The following is a 21431-nucleotide window of genomic DNA, read 5'->3' as shown; positions in this document are numbered from 1 at the left end:
ACACGAGTGGGTTTTTTGATCTAGTCTATTCTAACGACAACCGCCCCAACGTGCCCAGGGAAGTTTGCAGCGTGAACCGTGTCCCCTCTTTTTCGCTAACTCACAGTTGCCGCCTGCCCACCAGTCAGTCGCTGCCTTGGTTGCGGATCCTGCCTGGGATTGTGTTGCTGAATCTGGTCGTGTTGCTGAATCTGGTTGGCCGGCAAGGGTGTGCCGGGGAACTGCTGTTGCAGTTCGTGGATGATGCCAGCGGCCAACCATTGGCCATCCGCATGCAGCTGAACCGCGCTGATGGCGGTCGAGCTCCCATTCGTGGAGGTGTGCCAGCCGGTCTGGGGACGGCGATTGATGGTGAGCTGCTGCTGCGCATGCCCACCGCGGCTTATCAATTTCAACTCAGCCGGGGACCAGAATATCGCCCGTTGCTGGGCAAATTCGCCCTCGAACGCACTTCCGAAGATGTCCAGACTTTAAGACTTAAACGGATTGTCGATATGGAAGCGGAGGGGTGGGTCGCCGGTGATCCGGTCGTCGACGTGCCGTCGCGACAACTGCCGCTGCGGATGCGAGCCGAAGCGTTGACCGTTGCCGGTAATCTATTTCGCACGGCACCCTCAGCGGTCGCAACTCGCGACGAACCACTCGCTGGCTTACCACCCGCTGATGGAGCCAGGCAGTTGGCGATTCGCACCGATGTCATTGCCGGTGTCGAAGCGGCAAAAGGATTGGCTGTGATTGGTTTGCAACCTGATTCGCTGAAATTGGACGGCTCGCTGGAGAGTCTGCTGGCGAAAATCGGCCAGGGGCCGTCGAGCGAATTCATTCGACTCTTGGTGAACTCGGGTGTGGGGGCTGGAGCGGCGGCGGAGGAGCTAGAGAGCCTCGAGCAGCGTCCGCGGTTGCTCGTGCTGAACCCGTTCGCCTGGGACCTTCCGATCTGGTTGGCCAGCGGCAAAGTTGACGGCATCACCGTGCTGGGTGAGTTCTTGCAAGAGGATCGTCGCGTCACGGCTTGGCCCGACTCTCGCAGCACCACTGACCTCGAATTGGGTGGGCCACTCGGCTTGGGAAAATGGGGCGAGAAGATTTATTTGCAAGTTCTCGAGGCGGGCTTGCGCATTCCACCAGTCGGTGCCAGCGGAGCGGGGCGCGTTGGGAACGCGGTTGGCTACAATCGAACGTATGTATTCTTCGATCCGGCAGACCCACCCTCCGCTGGCCGTCAAGCCGATTGGTGGCGAGGGCTGTGGGCTGGACGCAGCACGGTTACCAACGGTCCGTTGCTGAGGTCCAAGCTGGCCGGATTTCCCCCCGGGCACACATTTCAAATGACCAGCGGCCAACCATTGACGCTCGAACCCGAGCTGCAGTTGGCCATCCGTGACCCGGTCGACTATTTGGAAATCTTATACAACGGCCGAATCGTCTACAGCGCCCGTTTGGATGATTACGCTCGGCAGGGAGGCCGTATGCCGGCACTCGAATTCGACCAGAGTGGCTGGGTGCTGATGCGGGTGATGACTAAGTACGAAGATCACTATCGAGCTGCCATCACGGCACCTTGGTATATCGAGCTCGATGGCGAAACACGCGTCAGCAAACGGGCTGTCGAGTTTTTTCAAGCGTGGCTACAAGAGCGCGAAGCGATGCTGCTGAATTTGCCCGCCGAGAAAATCCAACCCCACGTCCCTTATGTGCGAGCGGCACGCGATTTCTGGGCCCGACAATCGCAAGCGGCTAACGCACCCTAAAGTTTTTGGAGGAGCAGTTTCGTCCACGTGCTCAGCGAAGCGGTGCTCAAGGACTAACTTCCGCCGGCATTGATTCGTTGCCCAACGCGGCCAAGATATTCTCCGCGGCAATCCGTGACATGGCGTCACGGGCTGACCGCGTGCTGCTGCCAATGTGCGGGGCGATTACGCAGTTGTCCAGCGGAACCAGCGGGCAAGCGGGATCGAGTGGTTCTGGGTCGGTAACATCCAAACCGGCCGCTGCCAACGGTCCCGCCGTGAGCGCCCAGTGCAACGCGTCTTGCTCGATAATCTCACCTCGCGCGGTGTTGATCAAAATCGTCCCCGGCTTCATTATCGCCAGCCGATCACGGTTTAATAAGTGGCGGGTATTTTCGTTGAGTGGACAATGCAGTGAGACGATGTCACTGGTCGCCAGCAGCTCTTCCAGCGGCAATAATCTGGCCGCCAAAGCCGTTTCTAAAATTGGTTTTGCTTGCCGAGAATGATAAACAATCGGCGTCTCCCAGCCGCCATGACAGCGGCGGGCGAAGGTTGCACCAATGCGGCCCAGGCCAATCACGCCCACGGTCTTGCCGGCCAGTTCCGTGCCGAGCAAACCGAGCGGTTCCCAAGTCTTCCAAGCACCGCTGCGGACGGCGTCGATCGCTGGCTTTAAATGCCGAGCGGCTGCCAGCAACAAGCACATCGCCATGTCGGCGGTGGCATCAGTCAAGACGTCCGGCGTGTTGCCAATGCGAATCCCCCGCGATGCGGCCAGCCGGACATCGATGTTGTTGTACCCGACCGCAAAGTTGCTGATTACTCGCAATTCGGGACCGGCCGCATCGAGCAACTCGCCGTCAATGCGATCGCTGAGCAAAGTCAACAGCGCTTGGCAGCCGACCACTTTCTCCAGCAACACCTCGCGGCTCGGCGGCAACCGGCCATCCCAAACTTCCACGTCACAATGCTGACGTAATTGCTCCAGACCGCACTCGGGAATTTGCCTGGTTACGAAGACGCGGGGACGGTTCATGCAGAATTCCTCAACGGGCCAAGGCGTATCTCAGATGTAAAACATGCTCTCAGCATCTGTGTTGCAAGCCGTTACTAAATCGGCCAGCGACGTCGAGGCTAACGCTTCCCGCGCCGCTTCATCAGCGCGAATCCACAAGTCGCGAAGCGCCGTCGCTTCTGCCTGATCAGCGGTTCCTTCCGCGCCACCCGAAGACGAATCCCCGCAACCAATCGCCTCGGCAATCTCCAAAACGCTAATCCGCTGGGGAGGCACCGCTAATCGATAACCACCTCCGCTGCCGCGAGTGCTGATGACTAAATTGCTGGCCCGCAATGATTGCAAAATTTGCACCAGAAACGGTTGCGGAATCTCCTGGCGGGCAACGATTTCGCGCAACGCTACCGGACGATCCTGGGTATATCGCTGAGCCAATTCCAGCATGGCAAGGCATCCGTAATGGACGCGGGCGGATACTTGCAACACATTCTTCCTCGACTTTCAATGAACGAAGAGCTTGCCAAGCGATTGTTGACAGTCATTGTTGACAGCGATTGCGGACAGTGCTTACTGACTATGCAACCCACATTCAGTCTTGGCGAATCCACTCCAACGACCTGCCCGTTCATCCTCGCCAACCATCACGCTGCGGGTGCACGGCCAACAGCCGATGCTCGGGTACCCAAGATCGTGCAAGGGGTTGTAAGGAATATCATGAGCGGTAATGAATCCCCACACTTCACGCTTCGTCCAGTTCGCCAAGGGGCTGACTTTGACTAACTGAAACTTGGCGTCCCAACCAACAATCGGCGCGGCCGCTCGATCACTGCTCTGGTCCCGCCGGATCGCACTGGCCCAAGCTGAATGCCCGGCAGCCGCTCGCCGCAACACGGCGATCTTGCGATCCGCACAGCAACGATGTGGATCGGTTCGATACAACGGTCCCCCGTGAGCCGCTTCGTACTCCTCTACGGTGTGCTCAGGATACTTAAATTCTACCGTGATGCCGTAACGGAGCTTGACTTTTTCGCGCAATTCTAGGGTTTCCCGGAATTGATACCCCGTTTCCAAGTTGAAAATCGGTGTCGCGGGAGCAACTTCGGCCAACATGTGTATCAAACACATCCCCTCTGGACCAAAAGCGGTTGCCATCGTGAATTTGTCAGCGTACTTATCCGTCGCCCACCGCAGAATTTCCTGCGGGCTGGCTCTCTCCAATTGCTGACTAATGGCGGCTAACTCGGCCAGTTGCTCGGCGGAAATGCCAGCCTCCGCAGACTCGCCGCTGGCGGGTTCTCCAGCAGATTCGCTGCCGCGATCGCCACAGCCGGAGGCATCGCACCCAGGCTTGATCACTTTTAATTGCGGCGCCATAAGTGGGGTGCTTTCCAAAGTCGGTTTACCGTGACGGGCTGGTACAGCCATGCCTCCGCCTCAAATTTACTTGAGCGTTCATAAACAATCGTGGAAATCATACAATAATGATCAATAAGGTCAAGTATTGAAATGATCGGCAGTTGTGGCTGGCGACATTGGCAAAAATTTGAGGCTTCGCCACGATCGCCTTGCCGCGGAGCCGCCCCTTGGCTGGCGGTCACCCGGTGCGATATTCGGTTTGCAGTTTATCGTTCGTAAAAATGGTGCGGCCACCATCGACTGGCAGGCAGACTCCGGTAACGAAATCGTTCTCTACTAGAAATTGCACAGCGTGTGCAATATGAGCTGGAGTTCCGACCCGTTTTGCCAGCGTGCCGGCAGCGATTTCGGCTCGTTTTTCCGCTGGTACGTCGTCACCGAGCAGCACGGGACCGGGCAAAATGCAATTCACGCGAACTTGTGGGTTGCGATGTCCCAGTTCGACAGCCAGCGAGCGGGTGATGGCTTCCACGGCCGCTTTGCTGGGAAAATAGGCGGCATGATCGAGGTAGGGACGGACGAGTGCCCAATCACCGATGTTGACGATGCAGCCGCCGCGGGGCTGTTGAACCATCCGCAGTCCAGCGGCCCGCGCGGCCAGGAAGGTGCCTACCGAATTGATCTCGAAATATTTCCGAATTTCCGCCCCGGTGACCGCTTCCAAGGGGGTGGGGTGCCAGATCGCCGCGCTGTTGACCAGCACGTCTAACTGGCCAAAGTGGTCGACCACGCCGGCGATCATCGATTCGATAAACGCATCGTCTTGCATTTCTCCGCAAAAAACGGTGCTCGGCGTGCCCGCAGCCCGCAAGCTGGCAGCAACCTCCTCCGCTTGTTGACGATGCTGGTTTGCGTGCAAAGCGATCGAGTAGCCCAGCGAAGCAAGATGCAAGGCAATCTCGCGGCCCACGCGGGGGGCGCCGCTGCCGGTGATCAACGCCACGCCCGGGGGCTGGACTTGCGAGTCGGGTGGCCGAGCAGTTGAAGTAAGGGAAGCTGGTGGCGTTGAGGCTGATGTCATGGGGGCGAGTTGGCTGTGCTGGAAAAAATCGTGCGGAAGAGAAGCGTGCTGGATGAGCTTGTCGGCTACCGCCCCAAGCTGCCACCGCTGAGGGTTGCTGAGGGGGCGGAATCTAGCATCGTTGTGCCCTAATTTTTCAGAGCCCCAAACCATCAGAGCCCTACTTTGCAGAGCTGGCATTTGCGGTGTCTTGCCAGAGTCGCAAGGCGTCCTCGACTTGCCCGATCTGCTCTTGGATTGGTAGCGAGAGGTCAAGGAACAACCACCGTGCACCGGCGATTTCGCAGCCGCCACCAGTTTGTCCGGCCAGCCATTCACGGCGAACGCGGATTCCCGCTCGTCGCGCACGGGAGATCGCCCGTTGCAGTTGATCCACTTTAGTGGCGGTTTTATCCTCCTTAAGCGGATGAGGTTCTCCCATGCTCGCACCCTCCTTGGCGTAGCGATTAGTCAAAGCATGACGATTGTAGCTATCTTCACTACAGAGGCCCAGCGCAACCCGTCGATACTGAATATCTATCCGAAATGAGCATCGCATGGCGATCACCATGACTTTGGTCGGAAGCTGCGGATAGCTCTTAAGCGTGTCACATCGCTTCAAGTGACATTGCCATTAAAACTGGGGGAAATAGGCTGATGAGTGAGTCCAGCGAACTGCGTCAAGCAAAGCAAGAGATCGAGGGATTGCGCCGGCAATTGCGGCGGACCCAAGCTCTGGCGACGCTGGGGGAACTGACTTCGACAGCCACCCACGAATTCAACAACATCCTGATGGCGGTGTTGAATTATGCAAAAATGGGCATTCGCCATAAGGATGAAGCGACTCGCGACAAAGCGTTGGGGAAGATCTTGGAGGCTTCGCTGCGAGCATCAAAGATCTCCACGACGATCCTCTCGCAAGCCCGCAACCGGGCCGATGTGATGGTGCCAACTTCGCTCGCCGAGATCATCCGAGATGCTTTGGTGTTGCTCGAGCGGGAGTTGCGGAAGTACCGCATTGATTTGGAATTGCAGATCGCGGAGTGTCCGCAGGCGATGGCCAATGGCAACGAGATTCAGCGGGTGCTAATTAATCTCTTGATCAATGCGCGGCAAGCGATGCCGAGCGGCGGCACGATCACGATCTCGCTTTATCCCGAGACCGAGAGTGAGCAGATCGTGTTGGCTGTTCGCGATTCGGGCGAGGGAATTCCGGCCGAGAAGCTGCCGAAAATTTTCGACGCTTTCTACACCAGCAAAAGTGGCCCCGATGCTTCGGGCAAAGGGGGCACGGGGTTGGGGCTGGCGGTGTGCCGGGAGATTATCGAAGCCCACCGCGGGCGGATTCGCGTGGAGAGCACGGTGGGTCGGGGGACGGCATTCGTGCTCCGTTTGCCGATGGCCCCCACGCCCGTCTCCGCGTCAGCTCCTGTTTGACAAACTTGTGGTTACTGTTTGACAAACTTGTAGATCCGACCGCCCGCCGACATGGTGCTCATTAACACCTCGCCACCGTCGGTTTGCCCAAACGTAAAGACTGGCAGTTGGCTCCAGGCGATGGGGCGATTGGCTGTCACGGTCTTGGTTTTGGCGTCGTATTTGAGCGCCCAGATGCGACCGGTGACGTAATCACCATACAGGTAGTAGCCATCGAGTTCGGGCGTTTCCGAGCCGCGATAGACGGCCCCGCCGGTAATCGATTTGCCCCAATCGTCGGTGTGAGGATACTCGGCGATGGGGTCGATCAAATCGGCTCGTGGCCCCGAACCGTTCCCGTTAAGCGTGAACTTGTTGCCACCTTCGCGGAGGCTCCAGCCGTAGTTACCGCCGGCGGTGATCAAGTTGATTTCTTCCCAATCATTTTGACCGACATCAGCCGCCCACAGATCGCCCGTCTTGGGATCGAAGGCTAATCGCCATACGTTCCGCAAGCCCGAAGCGTAAATTTCCGGCCAAGCGCCCGAACGATCGACGTGCGGATTATCGGCCGGAATGCCGTAGGGCCTGGTTTCTGATTGCGTATCGACATCGATCCGCAGAATGGAACCTAGTAGTTTGCTGAGGTCTTGGCCCGCGTTCAGAGGATCATTCCCTTTGCCGCCGTCGCCCAAACCGACGTACAAATAGCCGTCAGGGCCGAAAGCCAAGGTGCCACCGTTGTGATTCCAGAACGGCTGTTGAATCCGCAGCAGCTCGCGGCCGCTGGTCGGATCCGCTTGGGCAGGGTCATCCGCCGACACCGAGAACTCTTCCAGCACTGACACGTGCGGGCGTTCCCTGGTGGTGTAATAGACGTAAAATTTGCCGGTTTCCTTGAACTTGGGATGGAAAGCCAAGCCCAATAAACCCTCTTCGTTCTCGCGGTCCTTGTAAGCTACCAATTTTCGAAGATTCAAGAACATTTCCGCTTCTTCGACAGCGGTGTCTTGCTCTTGGATGAAATAGATTTCACCCGTCTGCGAGGCGACGAACAAGCGTCCCGAGCCGTCACCGGCGCCGGTGATCACGACGGGCCGTGAGATCATTAGATTCGGATAGGCGACCTCGACCTTGATCGGCAGCGGCGACATATCGAGCGATGCCGGCGGGTTCGCCAAATTGACCGTGGGGGAACCTGGTTCGGCCGCCGGGAGGGAAATTCCGAGCGCCAATCCACAACTCAACGCCAGCAGGCTGGCAGGCAGGTGTGATTTCATGTTTGTCAGCATCGACTGTGGAAAGTGGGGTTAGCAAAGGGAGGGCAGGAATGATTGCCCGAGCGGTAAACAAGCCCGAGCGGTAAACAAGCCCGAGCGGTAAACAAGCCCGAGCGGTAAACAAGCCCGAGCGATAAAAAAGCCCAGCTAGCAGGTTCCCCGCCGCTGGGCTCGCTTGGCAAAAGCCGATTTACTTGACAATGTCCAGCAATTCCATTTCAAAGATCAGCAGTTCGTTGGGGCCGATCTTGGGGGGGCTGCCACGGAGGCCGTAAGCCATTTCGGGCGCCGCGTAGAGGGTCCACTTGTCGCCGACTTTCATCTTCGGCAGGGCGGTTTGCCAAGCGGGAATCAGGTTGCCAACGGGAAACTCTGCCGGTTCGCCGCGCTCGACCGAGCTGTCGAACACTTCGCCGCTGATGAGCTTGCCCGTGTAGTGGACTCTGACAATGTTTTGCGGGGTTGGCGAGGCGCCGGTGCCCGCTTTTTCGACTTTGTACTGGAGGCCCGCGGCCAGCTGCTTGACGCCTTCTTTTTTGGCGTTTTCTTTGAGAAACAGCTCTGCTTTCTCTTTGTTGGCAGTCCCGGCAGCTTGCATCTGCTTTTGATCGGCTTCCATTTTGGCTTGCATGCGGGTTTGCATCATGGTTTGCAACGCCTTGCTGGCCGCTTGCAATTCTTCTTGGTTGAGTCGCGGGGACTTGCCAGCCAGTTCGTCGGCAATCGCCATGGCTAATGAAGCGACATCGATATCGGTGGCGGTGAGGCCTTGGTTTTTCATCTGTTCGCCAATCGTCAAGCCGATCAGGTAGCTGGCCGGATTGGCGGGTTTGGCTTGATCAGCCGCTGGGGTTTCAGCGGCTGGGGTTTCAGCGGGCGTGTCTTGGGCGACGAGTGGCGCGTTCAGGGAGATACAGAGGAGAGCTCCGAGAGCGGTCCGCCCGAGAGATTGCAAAGTCATTAGTTTCCTTTAGGAAAGGCTTGGTAGAAAACGACCTCCCGAACGGCGGGACGTTTCTCTCCCGCAAAGCGGAGAGTCAGTGGGGAAGTCAGATCGGTTGTAATCAACGCGTGCTTACAGAATAACCGCTGTGCAGCGACTTTGCCATGCTGGAAACCAGTTCCTCTCACAGCAGTTTCCGCAGCCGGCTCCCTTGGCTGTTTGCTCAGTCGTCCATTTCGCGTCCGGTGGCAGTTGGTATCAGCTGGGGGGGGCGGTGCGTGTCAGCTGCCTGATCGTTAAGACTTGCGCAATCGCGCACGCTTGTCTGGTCGTTACGCATTTTGTGCTCGGGATTTTTGACTCAAGCGAAACGCAGCGTAGTTTTCCGGTAGAGAGGGCAGGCCGGTGTGCGGCCTTCGGATCGTCGCTTCCCGCGGCGGTCCGGCCTCTGCTCCTTGCTAAAGGCTAACCGATCGTAAGGTCGGGGCGCAAAGCTACGGACCCCTGTGGGGCTGCCGAGCCGCCAAGGTCAGCAGAAACGAGCAGCTCGAACTTTCGAGTTGTGCGTCAGGCTGTCGCCTAGGTGAGAACCGGGGAGACGAGAGGATTGCCCGAGTTAGTGTCGTTTCCCGCGTGCGTGGTGGAGTTCACCGCCCCGCATGCAACCCTCGAGGGAGAAGGTAATGAATAAGTTCGTAGCGAAGTTCGTTGAGTTCATGAAGGAAGAAGACGGCCCGACAGCAGTCGAGTACGCCGTCATGTTGGCTCTGATCGTCGTCGTTTGCTTGGGTGCAATCGGTACGATTGGTACCAACGCCAACACCCAGTTCGAAACGATTTCGACCAGCTTGGGTAACTAACGCGGTTGTTTCAGCGGACGAGTTTTTTGTTTGCTGAAACCGCGTTCAAGATACATGCCCTCGGGACGTATCCTCCACAGCGGAGCGTTACGTCCCGGGGTGCGTTTTTGCAGTCAGTTCAATCAATCAGACAGACATTTAACTACTTCACTTTGGAAGCCGCAATGAACTATCCATTGTTGCCTCTCGAAGCAGGTCAGAACGCCGTGCAGCTGATTTGTTGCACCATCACCATGCTAGTGGCAATGGTGAGTTGGTTGACCAGCCTTCGTTAAATCATTAGTCGAACAGTTATGGGGGGAAACCACACGTGCAAACTTTCACACAATCAGTCGTCGAGAACTGGCCAGTTTGGTTGGTCAGCGTTGTCCTAGTCGTGGCCGCGATTATCGACGGAAAAATTCTTAAAGTACCAAATTGGCTGACCTTTCCCTTCATTCTCTCCGGCTGGCTGCACGGCACGCTGCACGGTGGTGCCGCGGGACTCGGCTACAGCCTGCTGGGAACGTTCGTCGGCATGATGTTGCTGCTGGTCTTGCGAGCTGTCGGCGGCATGGGAGCTGGCGACGTGAAACTGCTCGCCGGCGTGGGAGCTTGGCTCGGCGCCTCGACCACTTGGTGGGCATTTCTGGCCACGGCGATGGTCGGTGGCGTGATGGCTGCCGTGATGATTGCCACCAGCGGCCAATGGCAAAAGCACTGGGTGCAAGCACATCAAATCCTCAACGAGTGGGTCACCATTCGCGATCCGGAAAAATTGGCTGAGATCGCCAGAGCTCGGAAACCGACCATGCGGCTGTTGCCCTACGGCATTCCCATGGCCATCGGATCGATCATGTACTTTGCCTTTGCCGGCATGTTGGTCTAACTAGCCAGCCCTGCCGCGGCTCGGTTTTGTGACACGAATTTCCATTAATTTCCATTCTTTGGTTCAAGCTTGAGCGGAGGACGTGCGACCGCGGGTCTGCGTCCTTTGCCGCCCGCGAATCGCTCTTTCCAGTCAACAGCGGACGCAGTTGGAACATTCCAGCTGCGCCTGTTGTGGCAATTATGAGGGAGTAGACGTTTAGGCCAGACAATTGCGAAACAGTGCAGAGCGAGCTGGCAGCGTGCCAATAATTCGAACTGCTCTAGCGATCGAACTTGCCGGCTTAAGTACGAACTGATTACCTAGGTTCAAGATTGTCATGCGAAACAAATTCATTCCCCTGGCTGTCGCGCTGATCTTTGGATCGGTGGCCGTGGTCGGTTTCTCTCAGATGATGAAGGCCGGACCTCAGGTAGAATCTGTTGAGGTGTATGTCGCCAATCGAGTCATCAATGCGCGTGAGGAGATTACGCAAGCGGCGATCCAGCTGGAACAATGGCCGGCCGATCGCGTCCCTAAAGATGCGATTCGCGAGTGGAGCGAGCTGAAGGGCAAGTTTGCCGCCCAGCGGCTGTTTGCCGGCGAGCCTGTGCTGGTTCGCAAATTAATGGACAGCAACGACACGCGTACCGTCGACATTCCCAAGGGCTTCAACGTCGTAGCCCTCAAAGCGGATGAGATTAGCAGCGTGGCGAACCTCGTCGCCCCCGGTGACCGGGTCAACGTGATCGGCTTCTTCACTCGCAGCGAAGTGATTCCCGAAACGACGACCAAGACGGTGCTCAGTGGCGTCCGCGTGTTTGCCGTCGATGGCCGCACGAAACGCCAGTCGGAAGATCCGGCCGATGACAAGAAAAATCAAGTTGCCAAAACCGTTTCGCTGCTGATTCATAACGGCGACGCGGAAGTGCTGGCCTGGTCGCGTGAGTTGGCGCAAATCAGCCTCAGCTTGGGACGCCCTGATGATGGCGGCACCAGCGAAGAGGAAATGGGGCCCAATCCGGCTGGTCAAGCGTTCCTGCAGTGGCTCTCCGACCACCAAGCCAAACTCGACGCCTTGAAGGCCAAACCGGCTGACGAGAGCGACAACAGTCCACCCCTGTTTCCCGCACCCCAGCAGCCCAAATCGGCCAAGGTCGCTCACCAAATGGTGAAGATTGGCGACGATGGTCAAATCAGCGTATTTACTTGGGAGGAAGGCAACCCGATTCCCAAAGTGACGACGCCCTCGCCTGGGGAGGAAAAGAGCACCACCAGCTCCAAAGCGACACCCGATTTGGACTACCTGAACGGTCGCAGCAGCCCCCTGTTCAAGGGCTCGGCAGTCCAGCCGCCCGGTCAACTACCCACGTTTCCCTCAAACGAGCAGATGCGGGAAGAACGAGACGAGTGATCGGCGGGGCTGAATCGCCCAACCGTTACGCTTTGACTAATCGGAACCAGTTTCCGCAGTTGGAGTGAGAAAGAAAGTAAAACGAATTGGTATTGAGAGCACGCGGATGACGATGAGAAACGTGATTCGTTCTGGAGCTGGATTACTCCCTCACAATCCAAAGCGGTAAACTGGGCCGACCATTGAGGGAAGGGCCAGCTTGGGGCACTGACAAATTTCGCCGGGACGGATTCCTCGGTCACGCAAGGATGCAAAGACGATGGTGGTAAAACGCAAATTTCGGCGAGCGGCAATTGCAGCGTTGTTGGCCGGCTTTCTCGCCTCCTCCATGTGGGCGGAAGACTGTCTGGCGCAGAACACTCGGCCAGCCTCATCCGTGGTCCAGTTTAACGTTACCCAAAGCGTTGAAACACTGCAGATGATTGTTAAGAGCAGTCGCATCTTGACAATGGAGAAGCCGATTCTGAAATACCAAGTTCAGAACGAGCAGATCCTCACCGCCTCGCCCATCTCGGCAACGCAAATTCAAATTGCCTCGCTGACTCCCGGCATGACGCAGCTGAACCTGTGGGATAGCGAGAACAATCTGTTCACCGTCGATTGCATCGTCGGTGCCGATGCTCGCGAAGTGGAAACGATTCTGACCACTCAATTTCCCGGCAGCAACCTGAAGGTGACCGCTCTCTCGCAAGGGACCGGTGCGGTCCTTTCCGGCACGGTGAACAACGTCGATGATGTGGATCGCGCCGTGCAGATTGTCGAGCAATTTTATGCCGACGTTGTCACAAACGTGCGGGTCGTCGGTGTGCAACAAATCATGTTGCATACCAAGATCATGGAAGTCTCGCGGACAAAGTTCCGCGAGCTGGGAATTGACTGGGCTCTCTCCGATAAGACTAACGCCACCGGTGTGCTCTTCGGCGCCGGCGACATGCTCAACGCGCCCGGTTCCGACTTTGCCACGATCGCGCCTGTCAGCCTGCAAGCCAACACCCGGTTTGCCGCCGAGTTGGGTGGTTACGATCTCGATGGCTTGGTGAAAGCTTTGCGGCGTAATGACTTGATCAAAGTGTTGGCGGAACCGACCGTCGTGTCCACGCACGGACGCCCCAGCCGCTTTATCGTGGGTGGTAAGGTGCCTTATATCGTGCCGACTGGTAATGGTGCGGTGGCAATCGAGTATGAGGAGTTCGGTACGGCTGTCGACTTTTTACCATTCGTGATCGGTCCCAACCGCGTGCGACTGGAAGTCCGCCCAGAAGTCAGCGAGCCCGATCCGGCCCGTTCGATTACTGTGCAAGGTGCCACCGTACCCGCTTTCCGCCAGCGTTACGTCGATACCGCCGTGGAACTCAACACGGGGCAGACCTTCGCCATCGCCGGATTGCTGCAGAACCGCGTCGAGTCGGTCTCGCGGGCAACGCCTTTCTTCGGGGAGCTGCCTTGGATCGGTACGTTCTTCCGTCGCATCTCGGAACAGAATAACGAAATCGAACTGCTGATCACCGTTACGCCCGAGTTGGCCGAAGCGATGGATGATTATCAGGTTCCCGTCGGTGGTCCCGGCCTGAATACTGATTCGCCATCCGACACCGAATTGTTCTTGCGAGGTTATCTGGAAGTCCCCCGCACCGATGGCATGTGCCTCACACCATCGGCCGCCCCCGGTGCTGGTTATGGCGGTGCTGGTTATGACGGGACGGGTTATGACGGGACGGGTTACTTGCCGGCGGGCGGTGAGCATGGCGGTTATCCGATGGAGATGGGGGCGGGACCCGCGATGCGAGTCCCTCCGGGCCAGATGTCCCAGCCACTGCCCGGCGGTTATCAGCAACCAGCCGGTCAGATGGAGGCAATTCCACCGGGGGAGATTAACTCCGCGGGCAATCCACCGGCTGGTAATCTCATCGTGCCGGGTTCCCGCCCGACGACGATTGCACCGGGAGTATCAGTTATGTCCCCATCGTCTACGACTGGTAACGTTTCCGGCTATTAGGAGCCGATGAGAAGCATACTGTCCCTTCCCAGTCACGCATTGATTCAACGCCCATGAGTAACGTACTTCGACTCGCCATTGTTGATCCCCACGATAGCTCTCGGGAAGCGCTCAAGTCCATGCTGGTCGGTATGGAGACGGTGTGGCTCGAGGCGGAGTGCTCACGCTATGAATTTTTCATGGACGTGGCCAAGGAGACGCTGCCGGACATTGGCGTGATCTCGCTCGATGGAGACCCCGAGCGGGCTTTGGAACTGCTTCGCCGGATCGCGGTGGAAACGCCCGAGATGCTGCCGCTGGTCGCGTCAAAAAGCACCGACGGCCAGTTGATTTTGCAAGCGATGCGAGCCGGCGCGAGGGAATTTCTCACCTTACCAATTTCGCCCGATGAGTTGGGCGCCGCGTTGGAACGCGTGGGAGCTTCGAAATTCGGTAGTAGCGAAGGTAAGTCTCGATCGTGCGAAGTCATCGCCGTGGCGGGGGCCACCGGCGGAGTCGGCTCCACCAGTGCGGCGGTCAATCTGGGATGCATTTTAGCCGCTCAGCCGGGAAATTCCGTGGCCCTGATCGACCTCGATCTGGCGCTCGGTGATGCCGACGTGTTCCTCGATTCGATCCCTGATTACACGCTAGCCGACGTTTCGCAAAATGTTGCCCGGCTCGATATCCAGCTGCTGAAACGCTCGCTGACCAAACACCAATCGGGGCTCTATTTGCTGCCCCGCCCCGTCGAATTGCAGGATGCCCAACTGATTACGGCCGAGGGCATGCACAAAGTGATTGGCCTGATGAAGGCTTCCTTTACGCACCTGATCATTGACACCTCGAAGACCTACAGTGCGATCGATATGGTGGCTTTGGAGATGGCCAACCACGTTATCTTGATCACCCAACTCGATCTGCCTTGCCTCCGCAACGTGGTGCGGTTGTTGATGAGTTTTGATGAGATTGCCGACCTCAAGGAAAAGGTCCAAATCGTGGTCAATCGAGCGGGCTTGGAGACTGGTCAGATCAGCCTCAAAAAAGCCAAAGAGACGATTGGCCGCGAGATCTTCGCGCAGTTGCCAAACGATTATCGCACCATGGTGGAGGTCCGCAACAACGGCGTGCCCTTGATCACCCAAGCCCCCAAGGCGGCGATCACCCAGGCGTTGCGTGACCTGCTGGCGAAACTATCCGGCGAAGAAGTCTCCTCGGAACAAGCCGAGGATAGCGAGAAAGTCGCGGCCGGTGGAGGTTGGCGAAAATTTTGGCCCGGCCAACGCCCGTAGGACGGGGCTCCCAGCCCGTCTAAACGGCAAGCTTTCCGTAGGATGGACCTCCTGACCCGTCTGAAAAGCACCAATTCTCCCATGGTACTTGTACTCGCAATCGATGAGACAAGCTGACACCACGCACAACCGGAGTACCGAATAAGTTACGAGCACGAGCCCGCCCGTTGTCAGGCGACGGGGAAGCGTTCATCATAAGCAGCCGACTGGACCTCGCCCCCACACGCTAGCTGGCTTTGCAAAGCATGACTGAACATCCCACGGCCCCCCACCAAGCTTCGTTGTTGGGCGGCATTCCGGCCGAAAATCCGACTCTATTTCGCAAAGTATTGCTGACCGCTGGTGATCCGGCAGCTTGGATTGAATCGCAAGCCGGGGAAACGACTCTGGTGATTCGCGATATCGAAATGCAGCGGGCCGCGGCCGCCAGCGGAGCCGACAGAGTGTGTTGCCCGGCCGATTTTGCCCCCGCCGGTGGGCTGAGCGCCGACCGAGCGACCGCCACGGCCCAGGCGGCCGCGGAATGTTTACGGCAGCGGGGTGTCAGCAGCGTGCGGGTCGATCGTTCGCTGCCTTACATTTACGCTCATTTTCTCGGCCAAGTCGGAATCCATATTGTTTACGACGAACAGTGGGGAGTGCTCGATCGACGAATTAAATCGGAGCAAGAAATTGCTTGGCTGGCGGAAGCTCAGGCGACGACCGAGCGGGCGATGGAGATGGCTTGCGGCTTGATCGCTAAGGCCCAGGCAAATGGTCAGGGAATTCTTGAAGTCGATGGCGAGGTGCTGACCAGCCAGCGGGTGAAAGCCCACATCTCCCGATTTTTGCTCGATCTCGACTATACGACCTCGCATGGTTCGATCGTGGCCACCGCACCCGAGTCGGCCGATTGCCACGATTCCGGCAACGGCCCCCTGCGGACGGGAGTCCCAGTGATTGTCGATATTTTCCCCCGCTGCGAGCAAACTCGCTATCACGGTGATTGCACCCGCACGGTGGTTCATGGACAACCCTCTGATGTGGTCCGCCGCATGCACGCCGCCGTCTGCGAGGCCAAAGCGGCCGGGATCGCGCAACTTTTGCCCGGCAATCGAGCGGAACAAGTGCATCAAGCCGTCATTGCCGTTCAGCAACAGCATGGATTTTCCCTGTCTCGTGGCCAAGTCAGCGATCAGCCGACGATCCAGCACGGGACTGGCCATGGCATCGGCCTGGAAGTCCACGAACCCATTTTGCTCGACGACGGCGGCGGTGAAATGCTGGCCGGTGAAGTCTTCACCGTCGAGCCCGGCTTGTATGGCCGCCACGCGGGGGGTGTGCGCGTCGAGGATATGGTGGTCGTCACGCCCGCGGGGCCTCGCAACCTCAATCGGCTGCACGAAGGGCTCGACTGGAGCTGAGCCGGCCGCTGGCGAAAAGGGTGCCATTGCGTTTTGGCACTCGGTTAGCATTACTTAGTGATGATCTGGAAAAGTAAGCCGGATTGGCCGATAAAGTCGAAGCAAAATGCGACAGGTGTAGCAAAATGCGGCACTTACAATCGTTAAAATGCACAAGCAAGTCGGCTGTTTCCCGTCGGTTTTTCATAGCGTTTTGGGAAATCTCTAAATAATATGAGAGATTGCGCAGGACAGCTATTCACCGAAATCACAACTTATCGACAGCTTTAGTCGGAGAGAAATCGCATGGCAGAGCGACGCCGTAACGCTTGCCTTCCCGGGCGGAAGACCCGAGTCGAGCAGGGTTCCACCGCTGGGTTCCCCCAAGCTTCATCTTTGCAAATTCCACGCTCGCGAGCCGCACGTCGCGCTTCGCTGGCTAAATGGTTAGGCGCCTTGGCATTGGCCGCTTGCCCGACCTTTTTGGGTGGAAACTCGTTTGCCGCGGAGACGATGCCGGCACAAAGTCGCTTGGCGACTTACGAATCGGCAGCCGAGGAAGATTTCTTCGCCTTAGCGATTCGGCCCCAAGTCGACGATGGGTTACGGGATTTGTTGACCACGGGCCCCCGCAGCGTGTTGATCGTGGTCGACACCTCGGCGACGCAAACGGGCGGCTATCGAACCGACTCCTTGGAAAGCCTGGCTGGCGTGCTCGATGGACTTGAGGCAGATTGCCAAGTTGCCATCGCGGCGGTTGACGTCAAGAGCACGATGTTGAGCGACTCGTTCGCCAAGGTCGACAGTGCTGCGACCCGTCAAGCGATCAGCAAGCTCAACAGCCGACTGCCGCTGGGCAGCACCGACTTAGCTTCCGCGATGCAGTTGGCTGTCGCCAAGTTGTCGGGGCAAAAGGGCCACCGCAGCGTGATTTACATTGGCGATGGAACTTCGCTGGGAAAAATCCGCGAAGCCGATTACTTTGCTGGAATCGTCGATCGCTTACAGCAGGACAAGGTCAGTGTGCACGCGCTGGCCGTGGGTGTGAACAAAGACGTTGCCTTGCTGGCCACGCTTGCGAATCACACCGGCGGAATGACCTACGTCCTTGAAGATGGAGCCAATGTTTCGCCTCAGCAGTTTGGTTTGATGTTGGCATCAGCCGCATCGACTAGCCCGATCTGGCCGACGGAGCTGAAGATTCCCGCCGGTTTCTCGGTCGTGCAAGAAACGCGAGTTCCACCGGTGCGGATCGATCGCGACAGCATTCTGTTGGGACGCATGTCCCCCGAAATCGCCGATTCAAAACAGAGTGCGGAATTCAGAATCAGCGGTTTGGCCGGTGGTCGAGCGGTTAGTCTCCGCTGGCAAGCGCCGATCGAAGAAGCGCACCCTGACTTTGCCTTCTTACCCACGATGGTCGCCAGCGCCGAGCCCGATCGCGGTTTGCTGTTGCCCACCGCCGGTTCGGCAGCGCTACGGGAAGCAGCCCGCGTGTTGGCCAATCGCGCCGACGAACTGGTTCGAGCCAGTCGTTTGGCACTCAGCCAAGGCAATTGGAAAGGGGCTCGCACACTGGCTTTAACAGTCCTGGAAGTTGATCCGGAGAACCCCGAAGCGAAGGCCATCCTGGCATCGATTTCTCAAGACAAAACCTTGACCGCCGCGCAAGACAGCCCCTTCGGCGATGACCCCTTCGCGGAAGGCAGTGACCCTCCGGCCGCAGGTGGGAACGCTGATCCCTTTGGCAACGCGGATCCCTTTGGTGAACCACAAGCGGGCCAACCACAAGCGGGCCAACCAGGTGCGGGCCAACCCGAAGTTGGCGCTGGTGACTTCCCCGGCGGTCCCGCTGGCGGTGGTCTTGATTCGTTAACTCCGCCAGCTGTCGGCGGTGCTGCCGGTCGCGATCCTCTAGCCGGTTTAGTGGAATCGCCGAGCAGTCTGTTGGACCGTGTGGAACAGGAACGGGCCGCTTTATCGGGCCAATGGCGTGCCGAAGTGCGTGCTCGGTTGGGAGCGGCCAGCCGTCAATTGCGAACCGACCCGATCAACGTAGCGGGGGACTTGAAAGGGTTGTTAGCTCGTCTGGAAAGTGAGCCCGATTTGAATCCAGCTGTGCGTCAGCAATTGACCGCGCAAATTCAGTCGGCGTTGCAAGAGGCGAGTCGCGCCGAAGCCGCTTATTACGAAGATCAGGTGACGCTGCAACAGCAAGCTGCGGACGCTGCCGCGACAACTCGCCTGCTGGAAGAAAACCTCCGCCGCGAAGCTCGTCTCGACGCGGCCGTACAGCGCTTCTCGGCCCTGTTGGTGATCGGTGATTACGGGCAAGCGGTGACCGAAGTCACGCCCACGATCATGGAACTGGAGGGACCGCGAACGATTGGCGAACAGGTTGATAACTACGGCGACATGGGCCTCTCGGTCCGGCGGGCGCTGCGTTACAACAACCTCAAGAACCGAGCCTTCGTCGACGCGCTGGCGCTCAACGAAAAAGCGATGATTCCCTTTGTCGACGAACCGCCTGTGGTCTATCCGGACGCCGAGGTTTGGCAGCAATTGAGCATTCGTCGGTTGGAGCGTTACGGGGCTGTTGAACTGGACGGCGACAACGCTTCGGAACGACGAATTTATAAAGCACTCGACAACGAGTACTCCAACACCTTTAACCTCATCCCCTTGGAAGATGTGGTTCGCACCTTAGCGGCCGATAATGACATTCCCATCATTATCAACACGCGTGCCTTGGAAGATCTCGGTTTGACCCGCGACCTTCCGATCACCGTTGACCTCAAGAATGTGACCTTGCGATCGTTCTTGCGAATCATGCTCCGTGACCACGATCTGACCTACATGATCAAGGATGAGGTGCTGCAGATCACCACGGTCGACGACGCCGAAGATCCCGCCAACGCGGTCACCAAAGTTTACCCTGTGGCCGACTTGGTCGTGCCGGTCATCAATCTTGGTGGCGGCATGATGGGTGGCATGGGCGGCGGCATGGGGGGCGGCATGGGCGGCGGCATGGGCGGCGGCATGGGTGGCGGCATGGGCGGCGGCATGGGGGGCGGCATGGGCGGCATGGGAGGCGGTATGGGCGGCATGGGAGGCGGCGGCATGATGATGGCCGTTCCCGATGATTCCCCGCTGGCGGCCAAACAGTCGGCTTCCGCACCGCAAGCACCCACTCGTGATCTGGAAAATCGACCCGATGTGCCCATTCGCGTGACTGCCCAGCCCGGCCAGTCGATCGATCAAGCATGGTCCGATTACTTCTCCAACCTGGAGCTGAAGAGCGCCGAAGCGGTCAAACTGCACGATGCTCGAATTCACACCACGGTGCGTCAACTCAACGTGAAAGCTGCCAATGCGGTGAAAGCCTCGCAAGATGATCAAGCACGCGTCCATTTTGGCGAAGTCCGCGCGATCATTGCTGCGGCACTGCTCAACGGAGCGGTCCAGCCTTGGATGCATGAAGGCTACGCCATCGCTTTGGAAGCCACCGGAGCTGATCCCGCTGAGATCGAGCGAGCACTCCTCTCTGCGGCTGACATCGCGACTTCTCCTGCCGAGTTGTTGTTACTGGCCAGCCACATGGAGCGGCTCGGTAATCTGCAGGCCGCGTTTAACCTATGCAAAGACGCTGCTGTTGTTGAACCCCTGCGAGCCGAGCCTTACTTGGTTGGCTTACGCCTAGCCCGTCAATTGGAAGACGTTGACGCCATCGCTTGGTCTTGCGTCGGCTTGCTCGGACAAGCTTGGCCCGATGGTCAACAAGAATTGGAAAGCGAAGTCCGCCTGCTGACTCGAGCCACCCATGCTCAACTTTTGGAAGAAGGCAAAACTGAGAAAGCGCGCGCCTTCAGCGAAGCAGTCAACCAAGCAATGGCGCGGGATTGCATCGTCGAAGTTCGTTGGACCGGCGATGCCGATGTCGATATTTCAATCGAAGAACCGGCCGGCACCATTTGCTCAGTGCACAATCCGCAATCCGCCGGCGGCGGCGTGTTGCTAGGGGACGGCTACAGCAGTGGACGCACCGAGGAAGACGGTCAGGTCACCGAGACCTACGTCTGCCCCCAAGGCTTCTCGGGAGTTTACCGCTTGCATGTTCGCCGCATGTGGGGCAACGTTTCCACCGGCCATGTGACCGTCAATATTCTCACCGACGTGGGGCGTCCTAGCCAACGTTTGATTCAACAGCAAATTCCGTTGACCGAACAAAACGCGCTGATCTCGTTCAATGTCCAAGATGGCCGCCGACAATCGGAAATGGCAGCCGCGCAGCTCGAGCAATTGCAGGACGTGCAAAACCAGTTAAATGGAGCGATCCTAGCTCAAGTCGGTAATGGCGAAGGCAACAATATCGGGCTCTTCCCTGGTATCCCCGGCGGCATTAACGGGACTGGTGGTTCCGATCCATCCGACTTGTTGCGAGACCTCTACCGGGCTTCGCGACTGGGACGGGGACGCGGGTTTAATCGCGGTGGCGGGGTCGGCTTTATGCCACAAATCGAGACTTTCCCAGCCGGTGCGAATATGCAGGTGATGGGCGTCATCTCTGGCGACCGACGTTACGTCCGCATCTCGCCCGCTCCCTCCTTCTTCGGTATCGGCGACGTGCAAACGTTTAACTTCGTGACCGGTGAAGGTGGTCAGACCGGTGGCGGCGGACTGGGCGGCTTCGGTGGCGGTGGCGCCGGCGGTGCTGGTGGCGGACTCGGTGGTGCGGGCGGTGGCGGTGGCGTGCTGTAAGCACTCCCCAGCTAACGGCTGAACTAGCGAACGCTGAATTTCATGACAGGCAGCCCAACTTGTGGGCTGCCTGTTTTTTTGTGTTCTCAGTTACACCCGG

At 58.1% G+C, this 21431-nt stretch carries 16 protein-coding genes and 1 riboswitch; of the genes, 9 read left to right on the top strand and 7 right to left on the bottom strand.

Going from position 1 to position 21431, the window contains the following annotated elements:
• Nucleotides 1-71 precede the first annotated feature (71 nt).
• Complete coding sequence (locus tag SH139x_RS21965; protein ID WP_488351909.1) at nucleotides 72-1751, top strand: CehA/McbA family metallohydrolase domain-containing protein; 1680 nt, start codon at nucleotides 72-74, stop codon at nucleotides 1749-1751.
• A gap of 46 nt (nucleotides 1752-1797) precedes the next feature.
• Here the strand turns inward: SH139x_RS21965 and SH139x_RS21960 are convergent, their stop codons facing one another.
• The 5 genes from SH139x_RS21960 to SH139x_RS21940 form a co-directional block, all read right to left on the bottom strand.
• Nucleotides 1798-2769, bottom strand: a complete 972-nt coding sequence (locus SH139x_RS21960; protein WP_488351908.1) for a 2-hydroxyacid dehydrogenase — start codon at nucleotides 2767-2769, stop codon at nucleotides 1798-1800.
• A gap of 30 nt (nucleotides 2770-2799) precedes the next feature.
• Complete coding sequence (locus SH139x_RS21955) at nucleotides 2800-3231, bottom strand: RrF2 family transcriptional regulator (protein WP_488351907.1); 432 nt, start codon at nucleotides 3229-3231, stop codon at nucleotides 2800-2802.
• A gap of 84 nt (nucleotides 3232-3315) precedes the next feature.
• On the bottom strand, nucleotides 3316-4173 hold the full coding sequence (locus SH139x_RS21950) for a phosphoadenylyl-sulfate reductase (RefSeq protein WP_488351906.1): 858 nt from the start codon (nucleotides 4171-4173) through the stop codon (nucleotides 3316-3318).
• Between the two features lie 169 nt (nucleotides 4174-4342).
• Nucleotides 4343-5185, bottom strand: a complete 843-nt coding sequence (locus tag SH139x_RS21945; protein ID WP_488351905.1) for an SDR family NAD(P)-dependent oxidoreductase — start codon at nucleotides 5183-5185, stop codon at nucleotides 4343-4345.
• Between the two features lie 160 nt (nucleotides 5186-5345).
• Nucleotides 5346-5723, bottom strand: coding sequence for a hypothetical protein (locus tag SH139x_RS21940; protein WP_488351904.1), 378 nt, complete (start codon nucleotides 5721-5723; stop codon nucleotides 5346-5348).
• Nucleotides 5724-5821: 98 nt separating this feature from the next.
• Here SH139x_RS21940 and SH139x_RS21935 point away from each other — a divergent pair, with 98 nt between their 5' ends.
• Nucleotides 5822-6601, top strand: coding sequence for a sensor histidine kinase (locus SH139x_RS21935; RefSeq protein ID WP_488351903.1), 780 nt, complete (start codon nucleotides 5822-5824; stop codon nucleotides 6599-6601).
• An 11-nt stretch (nucleotides 6602-6612) separates the two neighbouring features.
• On the opposite strand, the gene SH139x_RS21930 is transcribed toward SH139x_RS21935, so the two are convergent.
• Nucleotides 6613-7860: a PQQ-dependent sugar dehydrogenase gene (locus SH139x_RS21930; RefSeq protein WP_488351902.1), complete on the bottom strand. Its 1248-nt coding sequence runs from the start codon at nucleotides 7858-7860 to the stop codon at nucleotides 6613-6615.
• A gap of 190 nt (nucleotides 7861-8050) precedes the next feature.
• Complete coding sequence (locus tag SH139x_RS21925; protein ID WP_488351901.1) at nucleotides 8051-8821, bottom strand: FKBP-type peptidyl-prolyl cis-trans isomerase; 771 nt, start codon at nucleotides 8819-8821, stop codon at nucleotides 8051-8053.
• A 435-nt stretch (nucleotides 8822-9256) separates the two neighbouring features.
• A riboswitch (cyclic di-GMP riboswitch) is annotated at nucleotides 9257-9331 on the top strand.
• A gap of 155 nt (nucleotides 9332-9486) precedes the next feature.
• Here SH139x_RS21925 and SH139x_RS21920 point away from each other — a divergent pair.
• The 7 genes from SH139x_RS21920 (at nucleotide 9487) to SH139x_RS21890 (ending at nucleotide 21331) form a co-directional block, all read left to right on the top strand.
• Nucleotides 9487-9663 carry a Flp family type IVb pilin gene (locus tag SH139x_RS21920; protein ID WP_488351900.1) on the top strand — a complete coding sequence of 59 codons (177 nt, stop codon included), beginning with the start codon at nucleotides 9487-9489 and terminating at the stop codon, nucleotides 9661-9663.
• A 310-nt stretch (nucleotides 9664-9973) separates the two neighbouring features.
• The gene (locus SH139x_RS21915) at nucleotides 9974-10531 is read left to right on the top strand and encodes an A24 family peptidase (protein WP_488351899.1); all 558 of its coding nucleotides are present in this window, start codon (nucleotides 9974-9976) and stop codon (nucleotides 10529-10531) included.
• A 319-nt stretch (nucleotides 10532-10850) separates the two neighbouring features.
• A complete protein-coding gene (cpaB, locus tag SH139x_RS21910) occupies nucleotides 10851-11924 on the top strand; it encodes a Flp pilus assembly protein CpaB (protein ID WP_488351898.1) in 1074 nt (357 codons plus the stop codon).
• 259 nt (nucleotides 11925-12183) lie between these two features.
• Nucleotides 12184-13920 carry a type II and III secretion system protein family protein gene (locus SH139x_RS21905; RefSeq protein WP_488351897.1) on the top strand — a complete coding sequence of 579 codons (1737 nt, stop codon included), beginning with the start codon at nucleotides 12184-12186 and terminating at the stop codon, nucleotides 13918-13920.
• Between the two features lie 53 nt (nucleotides 13921-13973).
• Entirely contained in the window at nucleotides 13974-15191 is a 1218-nt protein-coding gene (locus SH139x_RS21900) for an AAA family ATPase (protein WP_488351896.1), read from the top strand.
• A gap of 245 nt (nucleotides 15192-15436) precedes the next feature.
• The gene (locus tag SH139x_RS21895; protein WP_488351895.1) at nucleotides 15437-16594 is read left to right on the top strand and encodes a M24 family metallopeptidase; all 1158 of its coding nucleotides are present in this window, start codon (nucleotides 15437-15439) and stop codon (nucleotides 16592-16594) included.
• Between the two features lie 285 nt (nucleotides 16595-16879).
• A complete protein-coding gene (locus tag SH139x_RS21890) occupies nucleotides 16880-21331 on the top strand; it encodes a hypothetical protein (RefSeq protein ID WP_488351894.1) in 4452 nt (1483 codons plus the stop codon).
• The last annotated feature ends 100 nt before the right edge of the window (nucleotides 21332-21431 follow it).

Source organism: Kothea flammea, assembly GCF_052161645.1.
Taxonomy (GTDB): Bacteria; Planctomycetota; Planctomycetia; order Pirellulales; family Pirellulaceae; genus Laterigemmans.
Note: the sequence above shows the minus strand (reverse complement) of the source record. Positions and strands in the feature narration are given on the sequence as shown.